General features: G+C 61.2%; 12 protein-coding genes. 6 read left to right on the forward strand and 6 right to left on the reverse strand.

Annotated elements, in window-relative coordinates; genetic code table 11:
* Positions 1-5: 5 nt before the first annotated feature.
* Positions 6-461, reverse strand: a complete 456-nt coding sequence (locus tag BXA01_RS04050) for a GNAT family N-acetyltransferase (protein WP_076563306.1) — start codon at positions 459-461, stop codon at positions 6-8.
* A 132-nt stretch (positions 462-593) separates the two neighbouring features.
* Here BXA01_RS04050 and BXA01_RS04055 point away from each other — a divergent pair, with 132 nt between their 5' ends.
* Positions 594-1,007, forward strand: coding sequence for a PaaI family thioesterase (locus BXA01_RS04055; protein WP_056784917.1), 414 nt, complete (start codon positions 594-596; stop codon positions 1,005-1,007).
* A gap of 75 nt (positions 1,008-1,082) precedes the next feature.
* On the opposite strand, the gene BXA01_RS04060 is transcribed toward BXA01_RS04055, so the two are convergent.
* Positions 1,083-2,654 (reverse strand): GMC family oxidoreductase, encoded by a 1,572-nt coding sequence (locus BXA01_RS04060; protein WP_076563307.1) that lies wholly within the window; start codon positions 2,652-2,654, stop codon positions 1,083-1,085.
* 26 nt (positions 2,655-2,680) lie between these two features.
* Positions 2,681-3,454 (reverse strand): alpha/beta fold hydrolase, encoded by a 774-nt coding sequence (locus BXA01_RS04065; RefSeq protein ID WP_076563308.1) that lies wholly within the window; start codon positions 3,452-3,454, stop codon positions 2,681-2,683.
* An 89-nt stretch (positions 3,455-3,543) separates the two neighbouring features.
* Between BXA01_RS04065 and BXA01_RS04070 the strand changes: the two genes are divergently transcribed.
* Entirely contained in the window at positions 3,544-4,983 is a 1,440-nt protein-coding gene (locus BXA01_RS04070; protein WP_076567664.1) for an HD domain-containing phosphohydrolase, read from the forward strand.
* 14 nt (positions 4,984-4,997) lie between these two features.
* On the opposite strand, the gene BXA01_RS04075 is transcribed toward BXA01_RS04070, so the two are convergent.
* Positions 4,998-5,897: a LysR family transcriptional regulator gene (locus BXA01_RS04075; RefSeq protein WP_076563309.1), complete on the reverse strand. Its 900-nt coding sequence runs from the start codon at positions 5,895-5,897 to the stop codon at positions 4,998-5,000.
* 208 nt (positions 5,898-6,105) lie between these two features.
* Here BXA01_RS04075 and BXA01_RS04080 point away from each other — a divergent pair, with 208 nt between their 5' ends.
* Positions 6,106-6,882 carry an SDR family oxidoreductase gene (locus tag BXA01_RS04080; RefSeq protein WP_076563310.1) on the forward strand — a complete coding sequence of 259 codons (777 nt, stop codon included), beginning with the start codon at positions 6,106-6,108 and terminating at the stop codon, positions 6,880-6,882.
* A 48-nt stretch (positions 6,883-6,930) separates the two neighbouring features.
* On the opposite strand, the gene BXA01_RS04085 is transcribed toward BXA01_RS04080, so the two are convergent.
* A complete protein-coding gene (locus BXA01_RS04085; protein ID WP_172833996.1) occupies positions 6,931-7,824 on the reverse strand; it encodes a LysR substrate-binding domain-containing protein in 894 nt (297 codons plus the stop codon).
* A gap of 95 nt (positions 7,825-7,919) precedes the next feature.
* On the opposite strand from BXA01_RS04085, the gene BXA01_RS04090 reads away from it, so the two are divergent.
* Positions 7,920-9,086: an MFS transporter gene (locus BXA01_RS04090; protein WP_076563311.1), complete on the forward strand. Its 1,167-nt coding sequence runs from the start codon at positions 7,920-7,922 to the stop codon at positions 9,084-9,086.
* A 12-nt stretch (positions 9,087-9,098) separates the two neighbouring features.
* On the opposite strand, the gene BXA01_RS04095 is transcribed toward BXA01_RS04090, so the two are convergent.
* Positions 9,099-10,274: a XylR family transcriptional regulator gene (locus BXA01_RS04095; RefSeq protein ID WP_016774329.1), complete on the reverse strand. Its 1,176-nt coding sequence runs from the start codon at positions 10,272-10,274 to the stop codon at positions 9,099-9,101.
* 284 nt (positions 10,275-10,558) lie between these two features.
* Here BXA01_RS04095 and xylA point away from each other — a divergent pair, with 284 nt between their 5' ends.
* Complete coding sequence (gene xylA, locus BXA01_RS04100; RefSeq protein WP_041480538.1) at positions 10,559-11,875, forward strand: xylose isomerase; 1,317 nt, start codon at positions 10,559-10,561, stop codon at positions 11,873-11,875.
* Positions 11,876-12,023: 148 nt separating this feature from the next.
* A complete protein-coding gene (xylF, locus tag BXA01_RS04105) occupies positions 12,024-13,025 on the forward strand; it encodes a D-xylose ABC transporter substrate-binding protein (protein ID WP_016774327.1) in 1,002 nt (333 codons plus the stop codon).
* Positions 13,026-13,090 lie beyond the last annotated feature (65 nt).

A 13,090-nucleotide genomic window follows, 5' to 3' on the forward strand; every position in this document is an offset into this window, starting at 1 on the left:
GAACGCTATCGTTTCAACGTCTTCGCCATGATGATCGTGCGCTCTGTCTGATGAAATTCATCTCTGATCTTCTTGAAGCCGAGCGATGCATAGAAGCCTTCCGCGGTAACCGAGGAAGGAACGCGTAGCAGATTGAAACCTGCATCGATGGCGAGTGATTGAATGCGTTCCATCAACTGTCTGCCAATACCCCTTCCTTGAAAGCTCGAGTCGACAAATACGCTTCGAACAACGTCTCGATCAAGACTTGCCGTTGCGACGATTCGACTGTCGAGCGTAGCGACTAGAACCTGACGCTCAGCCAACAAGCAAAGGATCTTCGAAGGCGAAAAGCTTTCAATTACTCGATCAATGATTTCGGATGAATAGTCGAGAGCATTGCTCTCACAGAGCGTCTTGATGATCGTCTCACTGATAGCCGATGCATCCGCATCTTTCGCAATGTGAATTTGAATATCCATCCCGTAGCTCCTTGCTTGTCAGTTCCGTGTACAGCACTTATCGCAGCAAATTCCCCATCCACATAGTGCTTGCCCCCTCCTGCGACTCCCCGCTCAATCGCACAGGTCAGTCGCCTGCATCAGGATGGGATCATGAACACCACGGCCATTCCCGAAGGTTTTACTCCGTTCACCCGCAGCAGTCCTTTGCTGGATCTGCTCGGCCCGATCTACGCCAGGGGTCAGGGGCTGCACTTGGAATTGGGTTTACTGACCGACTCCCGCCACGCCAATGGCCGTGGCACTTTGCATGGCGGTGTATTGGCGACACTAGCGGACGTGGGCATGGGTTACGCCATGGCCTTTTCCAGCGATCCGCCGCAGCCGTTGATCACCGCGAGCATGACCCTGGATTATCTCGGCGCGGTGCAAATCAACGAGTGGCTCGAAGTGCGTCTTGAGCACTCCAGAAAGGGCCGCCAATTGGCGTTTGCTGGCGTCAGTCTGCACGTCGGTGAGCGAACGGTTGCGCGCGCCAGTGCCGTGTTCGCCGTGCCGATGAATTGAATCGACTGACTCGACTCATCGCCCCACCTGGACCGCAGGCCGGGATTTGCCGCCCCGCCCGCACGGTCATTACCTTCAAGGCATTGTGTTCGCCATCGTCACCCCATACGCAGCCAGAAGCATATCCGCCGCCCGCTCACCAATAACGACACACGGCGCCATCGTGTTGCCAACGGTAATGCGCGGCATGATCGAGGCATCTGCAACGCGCAGCCCGTCGATCCCGTACACGCGCAATTGGTGGTCAACCACCGACAGCGCATCGCGGCCCATTTTTGCCGTACACGACAGGTGCCAGTAGGTCATCGCCGAGTTGCGGATGAACTGTTCCATAGCGCGGCGTTCTCTCGGCCCGGGCACCACTTCGCGCTTGATCAGCCCATTGAAGGCCTGGCTGTTGCCGAGTGCGCGGCACAGTTCGATCGACGCATGGGCTGCGGCCATGTCCTCGGGCTCGCTCAGGGAGTTCGGCTCAATGATCGGTGCATCCAGCGGCCCAGCACCCGACAACCGCAAGCGTCCGCGACTGGCAGGTCTGGCCAGCCCGGCGAACATGGTCCAGCCATGCTCCGGCGGCTCGATGGCAACCTCAGGCGGAGACGGTACCGCGAATGCCAATTGGCACTGCAACAGGTCCGGAGCTTCCAGGCGGCTGTCGCTTTTCCAGTACAAGGTGGTTTCGCACCCGCTGCCAGCGACCGCCTGGGGTTGTCGGTATTCCCACGTGCAGCCGAATGCCAGATGATCCTGCAAATTCTCGCCGACACCGGGTAAATGAACGACCGGTGCGATGCCGTGTTTTCGCAGTTCATCCGCCGGACCGATGCCCGACTGCATGAGCACTTTCGGTGATTGCACCGCGCCCATGGACAGGATGACTTCAGCTGCGGCATGAAAGCAGCGCCGCTCGCCGGCAATCAACACTTCGACACCGACGGCCCGGGTGCCGACCAGCAACACGCGAGTCACTAAGGCTCCGGTCAGCACCGTCAGGTCGGGACAATGCAACCTTGGCTGGATGTAGGCGTCGTAAACCGATTCGCGCTTGCCCTGTTTGATGCGCAGGTCGGTGACAGCGATCCCACCTGCGCCTTCCATCATCTCGCCATTGGGACTGTCGAATCGAGGGATGCCCAGATCGCTGGCCGCCTCCAGCGTTGCCAACGCAAGGGGTTGAGGCGTGGCCGGCTGTTCGACATGTACCGGCCCACCTGAACCACGCCGAGTGGCGTCCGGGCTGCCTTGCCAGTTTTCGATCCTGCGGTAGTAATCGAGAACCGATGCGTAGCCCCAGGCCGGGTCGCCAGACTCGGCAGCAAAATGTTCCCAATCGGCGCGATGGCCGCGCGACCAGACCATCACGTTGATGCTCGAACCTCCACCGAGCCCCTTGCCCATGCTCAGCGGGAGCCGTCGACCGTTGAGGCGTGGATCGGATTGCCCCTCGAATGCCCAGTCGCGCGCGGAGCCCAGGTTCAGCGGCCATTGCGCCGGTTCGGTCACCTCGGGGCCTGAGTAACCTTCGCCGGCTTCAATCAGCAGAACCCGTGCGCCTGACTCATCGGCAAGCCGCGCAGCGACCACGCAGCCCGACGTGCCGGCACCACAGACAATGAAGTCATAGTCGTGATCGCTCCGAGGATTCATACGCCCGCTCACCTTCGATGCCGCGATCACTGCTCAGCAACGCCGTGCACGGCCTTGAGAATCACCGCCGCGACTTGCGCGGGCTGCGACTGCTGCGGGACATGGCTGGACTTCACCTCGGCGAGGGTCGCACTGATGCGCTTGGCGGCAGACCGCTGGACGTCGGGATGAATCATCCGGTCTTCGGTAGCGAGCAGGTACCAGGACGGCTTGGTTTTCCAGGCCGAAGCGGTGGTTTTATCTTCGAAAGCCGAGGCCTTGATCGGCCCCTGTGTGGCGGTCATGACGGCGGTCTGCGCGGCCGGCAGATCCTGAGCGAAATCCTTGGCCATGCCTTCAGCGGTCAGATAGAGGAAGCCGTTACCGTCGGCCTTGATCTGACTGATGCCCGGCGGCGTCGGCGCGCCTTTACCCTGCTCGCCGCTGGTTTGCCCGGCGTCTGGCGCGAAGGCGGCGACATACACCAGCGCGCTGACTTTCTGGTCGTTGCCGGCTTCGGTGATCACCGTGCCGCCCCAGGAGTGACCGACCAGCACCACCTTGCCCTGCTGGTTGTTCAGCGCGCGGCGCGTGGCGGCAACGTCATCGGCCAGCGAGGTGAGCGGATTTTGCACAACAGTAACGGCCACGCCTTTGGCTTGCAGCAGTGGCACCACTTTGGCCCAGTCGGAACCGTCGGCGAAGGCGCCATGTACGATCACCACCGAAGGCGTTGTATCCTGCGCGTGGCTGGCGCCGGCCATGAACGTACTGGCCAGGGCAAAGGCGACGGTGGCGAATTTCGATTTGATTGTTTTCATTGGATGAGCTCCTGTTCGGGAGTTCAGAGTGTGCTGGCCGGCCTGCGATGTGGGCATCGGTCAATTATCCGACCCCGGGGGCATTTTTCATGGATAGTGGCTTGCAACTGGACATCTCACTGGACGGCGCACTGGCAACCATCGCCCAGGTCGGTGACCTCAGCATGGGGCAACCGCTCGGTCACTCGCGGCGCGTTGCCGCTTTGGCGCGGATGCTCGCGCAGGCATGCCACGGCGCCGGTGAGCATCTGCAGGTTGCAGAGCAGATTGCCTTGCTGCGCTGGTCTGGGTGCACGGCCAACGCCGAAGGCTTTGCCGACCTGCTGGGTGACGACGTCGATGGTCGCCGCGCAATGCTCGATCTGACCTTGGGCAGTGAGCAGATGAACGCGGTGCATCAGGCAACCCCGCTGGCCGTGGTGCACTGTGAAGTGTCCGGTGCAATCGCCAAAACCCTCCAGCTCGGAACCGCCGTCGAAGCGGGCCTGTGTCGGGTGTTCGAAACCTACGACGGCACTGGCCGACCGCTCGGCGTTGCGCATGAACATATCCCAGAGGTCGCCTATCAGGTGGTCATGGCCGGTGATCTGGATATTCTCACTCGCGCTCACGGTCTGGACGCGGCGTTGCGCTGGATCAACGAGCAGTCGGATCGGCGCTATCCAGCGTCGCTGGTGTCGTTGCTGGTGGCCAATGCCAAGGCCTGGCTGGCGGATCTGGAAACGCTTTCCACCAAAGTTGAACCCGCGCCTGAGCAGCGTCGTGTCTCGCTGACTTTGGTCGGAGACGTCATTGACTTGAAGCTGCCATGGCTGGCCGGGCATTCGCGTCAGGTCGCGCATGTTGCCGTGGAAGCGGCACGCCTGTGGGGGCTGAGTGAGCCGACTTTGGCAAACATTGGCAAGTCCGCGCTGATTTACGGTCTCGGCCGCGCAGCCGTTTCCAATCACCTATGGAATAGCCCAGGGTCGCTGCCCTACGGTGCGGCAGAGCGAGTGCGGCTGGTGCCTTACTGGACGCAACAGGCGCTCCGACCGGTTCCTGAACTGACCGCGCCCGCCGAGATAGCCACCCACGCGTATGAACGGCTCGATGGCAGCGGCTATTTTCGCGGCGTGGCCGGTGATGCACTGAATGCCGAACATCGGCTGTTCGCCACCTCGGTCGCCTGGGTAGCGTTGAGGCAAGCCCGGCCATGGCGAACAGCCCACGACGAAGCCGCAGCCGCCACGCTACTCAAACAGGATGCTGGCCGTGGTCTGTTCGACAACGATGTCTGCGAAGCGGTCATTGCCGCCGCCAGTGGCGAGCGCCGCCTGCGGCAACCCAAGCCTTCGCTGCTGACAGCCCGTGAGTGCCGCATTCTTCTGGAGATCAGCCGTGGCGCCAGCAACAAACAAGTCGCGCAACTGTTGGCTATCAGTCCGAGCACGGTACGCACGCACATGGAAAGCATCTTTCGAAAATTGCAATGCTCGACCCGGGCAGCCGCCACCTTGAAGGGGCTGACGATGGGCTTGATCGCCTGAATACCGTGCCGGGGTCAAGCCTGACTGGCGCGCGCCAACTCAATGAATGCCCTGGCGGCCGCAGAGGGATTGCGGCGGTTCGGGTAGTACAGGCACAACCTGTCTCGGGGCGGGGTCCAGTCCTTGAGTACCTGCACGAACTCGCCGCTGCGGATTTCGTCACGAACGTCCTGCTCCATGAAAAAGCCCAGCCCCATATCCGCCTGCACCGCCACCTTGACCACGCTCGATTCATCCAGGGTCAGCGGCCCGTTCACATCCAGACGAATGACTTCGCCGTCGCGCTCGAAATACCAAGGGAAAATCGCCCCGTTCGGCAGTCGTACGCGGATGCATCGATGCCCGGGCAGATCGGACGGCGAGCGCGGTTTGCCGTGTTGTGCAAAATACCCCGGCGAACCGACCACCGCGTACCGTTGCGGCGGCCCGACTGGCACCACAATCACATCGTTGGGCACCAGGCCTGCCGAGCGCACGCCGAAATCGAAGCCGTCAGCCACGATATCCACCAGCCGGCCTTCGGTCACAAGGTCAATGTGGACTTTCGGATGCTGCTGCAAAAACTCGATCACCAGTGGCAGCAGCGCCGAACGCGCAGCGCTGGCGAAGGCATTGATGCGCAGCGTTCCCGAGGGTCCGGCATTCTGCGATCGTACTGCATCCAGTGCCGCGCGCAAGTCGTGCAAGGCTGGCCCCACTTGCTCGAGAAACACCCTGCCAGCTTCGGTGATGGCGACGCTGCGGGTGGTGCGGTTGAACAGGCGCGATTCGAGGCGCGCTTCGAGTTGCGCAATGGTGTTGCTCAGCGCGGTGGTCGAAACGTCGAGATCAATGGCAGCCTGGCGGAACGACCCCCTGCGTGCCACCGCTATAACGGCATCCAGTTCATTAAGGGCTAAGCGATCCTGGGCCATGAATTGTCCTGTTTTCCGGGATGGGTCATTACGATTTGTCCCAGTTGAACAAACTATCTGCAGCGCAGCAAGATGACTCCAGACCATCAATCAGGAGTCAGGCAATGAACCTTCAACCTTCCAACGTCGTGCAAATGTATCTCACGGTCACCGACGAGAAAAAAATCTCCGACGCAATCCATCAATTCCTCGCGCTGGAGATCTCGCCATGCTGAATTCAGGATTGACTGGCAAGCGGGTCCTCGTCACCGGCGGCACCAAGGGAATCGGCAAAGCAGTGGTCGAGTGGTTTCTGGCCGAGGACGCAAAGGTCATCACCTCGGCTCGGCAAGTGGACGTCGAAATGCCGGGCGCACTGCTGGTTGCGGCTGATCTTTCGACACGGGAAGGTTGTGATGCACTCATCGCAGCGGTCCAACAGCAACTGGGCGGCGTCGACATAGTGGTTCATGTCCTGGGTGGCTCGTCGGCCCCCGGTGGTGGTTTTGCAGCGCTGGACGAGGAGCAGTGGCAACGCGAGCTCAATCTGAATCTGCTGCCGGCGGTGCGCCTCGATCGCGCCCTGCTGCCGGGCATGCTCGAGCGTTGTAATGGCGTGGTGATCCATGTCACGTCCATCCAGAGTCGGCTGCCACTGCCGGAATCAACGACGGCGTACGCGGCGGCCAAGGCTGCGCTGTCGACCTACAGCAAAAGCCTGTCGAAAGAAGTGTCACCCAAGGGGGTTCGCGTCGTGCGTGTTTCCCCGGGCTGGGTTGAAACCGAAGCTTCGGTGGCATTCGCCGAGCGACTCGCGCAGGAGGCAGGCACTGACTATCAAGGTGGCAAGGACATCATCATGCAAGCCTTGGGCGGTATCCCGCTCGGCCGCCCATCGACGCCAGCTGAAGTGGCTGAGCTGATCGGGTTTGTGGCGTCGCCGCGAGCGGCGTCGATCACGGGAAGTGAATTTGTGATCGACGGCGGGACCATCCCGACAATCTAGCCGGCAGTTTGCGGGTCAGGGATGACTCGCTGAATCCGACCGGCACGCTTACATCCGATGCTGCTCCAGCAAAAAATCCACAAACAAGCGCACCCGCACCGGCATCGCCGCGCCGCCCACGAACACCGCATGAATCGGTTCCTCATCACCCGGGTTAAACGCTTGCAGCAGCGGGATCAGCGCGCCGCGCTGCAAGTCTTCCCTGACGGTGAACTCGCCAATGCGCGCGATGCCTGCGCCGAGTCTGGCGAACTGGGCCAGTGCTTCGCCGCTGCTGCATTCGATGTTGCCGCTGACCTTCAATGAAAAATCCTCGCCGTCGCGGATAAACGGCCAGTTGGCTTCGGCGCGGCGGAAGTTGAAGCGCAGGCAGTTGTGCTTGAGCAGGTCTTCCGGTTCGAGAGGTGTGCCGTGGCGTTTCAGGTAATCGGACGATGCGACCACGACCTGGCCGGTGTGGCCGAGCCGGCGTGCGGTCAACGGGCTGTCGGGCAGATGGCCGAAGCGGATGGCGACGTCCGCCTGGCCGGCGAGGATGTCGACCACTTCGTCGCCGAGGCTGAGGTCGATGACGATGTTCGGGTAACGGGCGGTGAAGGCTGCGACCAGCGGCACAATGGTTAGCCGTCCATGGCCAAGGGCGGCACTGACGCGCAAGCGGCCCTTGGGTACGCCTTGATCGGTGATGGCCCCTTCCACTTCGTCCATGTCGGCGAGAATTCGCCGGGCACCGCGCAGGAAGGCCTCGCCCTCGGCGGTAAACGTCAGCGCGCGGGTGGTGCGCAGCAACAGACGAGTGCCGAGTCGCTGTTCAGCACGGGCGATGATCCGACTGACCGCCGAAGGCGTCAGCCCCAACGCACGCGCAGCCGCTGAGAGGCTGCCCTCCTGCGCCACAGTGACGAACACGCTCATTTCCCCTGATCTGCCGTTGAAGTCCATTCGTGCCTCTTACGCAAAGGTGATTGCCAGAATCGCCATCTACCGCCGAAAAACGATGGATCGTAGCATTGGCGGCATAGATGAGGAGACTTTCCATGCGTATCAATCCACCACTTGTTGCACTCGCTGTCGGCGCCTTTGGCATCGGCGTCACCGAGTTCGCGCCGATGGGCATGTTGCCCGGCATCGCCGCCGATCTCGGCGTTTCCATTCCCGCTGCGGGGTTGCTGGTCAGTGCCTACGCCTTAGGCGTGCTGCTCGGCGCGCCGCTGATGACCTTGACCACCGGAAAGATCCCGCGGCGCTATTTGCTGATCGGACTGATGGCGATTTTCACCCTGGGGAACCTGATGTCGGCGCTGGCCACCGATTACTCCAGCCTGATGGTCGCCAGGGTGATCACCTCGCTCAATCACGGCGCATTCTTTGGGGTTGGTTCGGTGGTCGCCGCCAGTGTGGTCGCGCCGGAAAAACGTGCCGGCGCCGTGGCGGCGATGTTCATGGGCCTGACGTTGGCGACTATCGGCGGTGTGCCGCTGGCAGCCTGGTTTGGTGACCTGTTTGGCTGGCGCACCGCGTTCTGGGGCATTACCGGCCTCGGCGTGCTGACCATGATCGCCTTGTGGTTTGCCCTGCCCAATCTGAAAGCAGAGCAAGGCGCGGGTGCGCTGGCGGAAATTCGTGTGCTAGGCCGAGGTCCGGTGCTGGCCGCACTGGCCCTGACCGTGGTCGGCTCGAGTGCGATGTTCACCGTGTTCACCTACATCGCGCCGATCCTCAGCAGCGAAACCCACGCCTCCGCCGCGTTCATCACCGCCATGCTGGTGTTGTTCGGAATCGGTTTGACCTTGGGCAATATGTGGGGCGGCAAGGCTGCCGACCGTTCGATCGACCGCACCCTGATCGTGTCGCTGAGCGCATTGATTGTGGTTTTGCTCGCATTCACTGTGCTGATGCGCTGGCCGTTGCCGGCCGCCGTGGCCATTCTGATCTGGGGTATCGCCAGCTTCGCCCTGGTGCCGCCGCTGCAGATGCGCGTGATGGAAGCCGCCAAAGACGCGCCGAATCTGGCTTCGGCGGTGAACATCGGCGCGTTCAATTTCGGCAACGCGATCGGCGCGGCGCTGGGTGGCGCGGTGATCAATGCCGGGCTGGGTTATCCAGCGATTTCCCTGGCCGGCGCGGCGATGGCTGGTCTGGGGCTGCTGATGGTGCTGACGTTCACCTGGCGCTCCAGAGCCAGTGCCGCTGCGCTGGCGTAAGTCTTCGCAGCGCTACGCCCCGCCCTGCTGATATTCGCGGGGCGTGCAGCCGAACTCGCGACGGAACACCGTGTGCAGATATTGCGCAGACTTGAAGCCGCACGCCTGGGCAATGTCGGCAATCGCCGCATCGGTGTTCTTCAAACCGCTGGTAGCCGCCGCCAGTTTGAAACGCAGAATCTCGTCATGCACGCTGCAACCGCGCTCGGCGCGGAAATGCGCTTCGAGCGATGAGCGCGACACGCCGACATACGCCGCCACTTGCGCGGTCTTGATGCCCTGACAGGCATATTGGCGGATGAACAACAGCGCTTGCATGACGTAGGGATTGCCCAGTGGTTGGTGCAGGCTCGACACCTGCACATTGACCGCATCAGGCGGAATCAGGATTTGCGTACCGGTGGACGGCATGCCGTGGAGCATCTGGTGCAGCAATTGCGCAGCGGTGCGGCCCATGGTTTCGGTGCCCTGGATCACCGAACTCAGCGGTACGCGGGTCAGGCTGCGGGTCAGCGGGTCGTTGTCGATGCCGATCAGCGCGACCTGCTCCGGCACGGCGATGCCGGCGGTCAGGCAGGCTTGCAGCAACTGCCGAGCGCGGGCGTCGCTGACGGCGATGATGCCTATCGGTTTGGGCAGGCTGTGCAGCCAGGCGATCAGTTGTTCGACGGCGCTGTCCCACAGCGGTGCGCTGGTGCCCATGCCGCGATAGATCTCGGCATGCAGGCCGTCGCGCTGCATCAGTTTGCGAAAGGCTTTCTCCCGCTCCTGCGCCCAGCGATTGGCCTGCGCCTCAGGCAGACTGAAACAGGCAAAGCGCTGCAACCCCGCCTCGACCAGATGCGAGTAAGCCAGGGTGATCAATGCGTTGTTGTCAGTGGCAACATAGGGAATCGCTTTCGGATAGGCGCGTGCATCCTCGTAGGAACCGCCCACCGCTACCACCGGCAAATGAATGTCGGCCAGCGCCTCGCCAATCAGCGGATCATCGAAGTCGGCAATGATCCCGTCGCCCTGCCAGCGCTCGATGCCTTTCAGGCGGCAGAGAAAGTCCTCTTCCAGAAACAGGTCCCAGGAAGCGCGGGTGCTGCTCAGGTAGTTGCCGATGCCGCTGATAATTCCACGGTCGTAGATCTTGCTGCCGTTGAACAACAGGGCGATGCGGTGCACGGGCGGTAGGCTCTTCATTCAGTATCCGGATTTTGCCTCAAGCCATTCGCGAGCAGGCTCGCTCCCACACAGTTTTGTGAACGACACGAATCAAATGTGGGAGCGAGCCTGCTCGCGAAAGCGGCCTCAAATTATTTTTGTTCCGGGCCGCCATGTCACGGCGACGATGGACACAGACTAGGCGCGAAGCCGCTGAAGCTCAATACGCAAAATCGCACTCGCAGTTGAGGCTTTTCATAATCAGCGGGCACGGGGCCGTTGCTAGTATCGAGACACCGCCAAGAACAACAAGGACAAGGTCCATGCAGTATTTCCCCAATATCGAGCCGGTTCGCTACGAAGGCCCGAACAGTGATTCGCCCCTCGCTTTTCGTCACTACGATGCCGACAAACTGATCCTCGGCAAACCCATGCGCGAACACCTGCGCATGGCCGCCTGCTACTGGCACACCTTCGTCTGGCCGGGCTCCGATGTGTTCGGTGCCGGCACCTTCAAGCGCCCCTGGCAACGCAGTGGCGAACCGATGGAACTGGCCATCGGCAAGGCTCAAGCCGCCTTCGAGTTCTTCAGCAAACTGGGCATCGATTACTACTGCTTTCACGACACGGACGTCGCCCCCGAAGGCAACTCGCTGAAGGAATACCGCGAACACTTCGCACAAATGGTCGATCGCCTCGAACAACATCAGGAACAAAGCGGCATCAAGTTGCTCTGGGGCACCGCCAACTGCTTCAGCAATCCACGTTTTGCCGCCGGTGCCGCGAGCAATCCCGATCCGGAAGTGTTCGCCTGCGCCGCTGCGCAAGTGTTCAGCGCAATGAACGCCACCCATCGCCTCAAAGGCTCCAACTACGTGCTGTGGGGCGGTCGTGAAGGCTACGAAACCCTGCTCAACACCGATCTGAAACGCGAGCGCGAACAACTCGGGCGCTTCATGCGCATGGTGGTCGAGCACAAGCACAAGATCGGTTTCACCGGCGACCTGCTGATCGAACCCAAGCCACAGGAGCCGACCAAGCACCAGTACGATTACGACAGCGCCACGGTGTTCGGCTTCCTCCAGCAGTACGGCCTGGAGAAGGAAATCAAGGTCAACATCGAGGCCAACCACGCGACCCTGGCCGGCCACAGCTTTCATCACGAAATTGCCACGGCTGCCTCGCTGGGGATCTTCGGCAGTATCGATGCCAACCGTGGCGATCCGCAGAACGGCTGGGACACCGACCAGTTCCCCAACAGCGTCGAAGAAATGACCTTGGCAACCTATGAAATCCTCAAGGCCGGCGGTTTCAAGAATGGCGGCTTCAATTTCGACTCCAAGGTGCGCCGGCAGAGCCTCGACGAGATCGACCTGTTCCACGGCCACGTTGGCGCCATGGACGTTCTTGCCTTGTCGCTGGAACGCGCCGCTGCGATGGTTGAGAACGATCAATTGCAAACCCTCAAGGACCAACGCTACGCCGGCTGGCGTCAGCCGTTCGGGCAAGCGGTGATGGCGGGCGACTTCAATCTCGAGTCGCTGGCCGAGCACGCGTTTACCAACGAGCTGAATCCGCAAGCCGTCAGTGGCCGTCAGGAAATGCTCGAAAACATCGTCAACCGTTACCTGTATCGCTGATCGCCGAGACCCTCTGCCGACGCAACGACGCTGTGACAATTGCACGACAATTCTGTGCCTGCTGCGTCGGCAGATTCTCTACAGTTCTACCCAGCCCGATTCATCGTCAGGCCGTGTCTTTCCAACAAAAATAAAAGGACGCACCACCATGAAGAACTTGAAACGTACGCTGTTGGCCAGTGCCCTGGCGTTGTTGGCCCTGCCGGTAATGGCCGACGCTACCCACCCGAAAATCGGTTTCTCCATTGACGATTTGCGTCTGGAACGCTGGTCGCGCGATCGCGATTACTTCGTCGCGGCGGCGGAAAAAATGGACGCGAAAGTCTTCGTGCAATCGGCGGACGCCAACGAGCAGAAGCAGATTTCGCAGATCGAAAACCTCATCTCTCGCGGCGTCGATGTAATCGTCATCGTGCCGTTCAACGCGACAGTGCTGACCAACGCCGTGGCCGAGGCGAAGAAAGCCGGAATCAAAGTGGTGTCTTACGACCGGCTGATTCTCAACGCCGATGTCGACGCCTATATCTCCTTCGATAACGAAAAGGTCGGCGAGATGCAGGCCGGCGGCGTGCTGAAAGCGGCGCCCAAGGGCAATTACTTCTTGCTGGGTGGCGCGCCCACCGACAACAACGCCAAGATCCTCCGTGAAGGCCAGATGAAGGTGCTGCAACCGGCCATCGACAAGGGCGACATCAAGATCGTTGGCCAGCAGTGGGTCAAGGAATGGAACCCGACCGAAGCGCTGAGCATCGTCGAAAACGCCCTGACCCGTAACAACAACAAAATCGACGGCATCGTCGCCTCCAACGACGCCACCGCCGGCGGCGCCATCCAGGCACTGGCCGCGCAGCAACTGGCCGGCAAGGTGCCGATTTCCGGTCAGGACGCCGACCTCGCAGCGGTCAAACGCGTAATCGCCGGCACGCAAACCATGACCGTGTACAAACCGCTGAAACTCATCGCCTCCGAAGCAGCCAAGCTCTCGGTGCAACTGGCGCGCAACGAAAAACCGGCCTACACCTCGCAGTACGACAACGGCAGCAAGAAAGTCGACACCATCCTGCTCACGCCAACGCCGTTGACCAAGGACAACATCGACTTGCTCGAACAGGACGGTTTCTACACCAAGGCGCAGATTGCCGGGCAGTGATCCGGTCGTAAATCTTGATCAGACCTGTGGGAGCGAGCCTGCTCGCGAAAGCGGAGTGTCAGTCA

Origin of the sequence: Pseudomonas sp. B10, assembly GCF_900156235.1 — a bacterium.
GTDB lineage: Bacteria > Pseudomonadota > Gammaproteobacteria > Pseudomonadales > Pseudomonadaceae > Aquipseudomonas > Aquipseudomonas siliginis.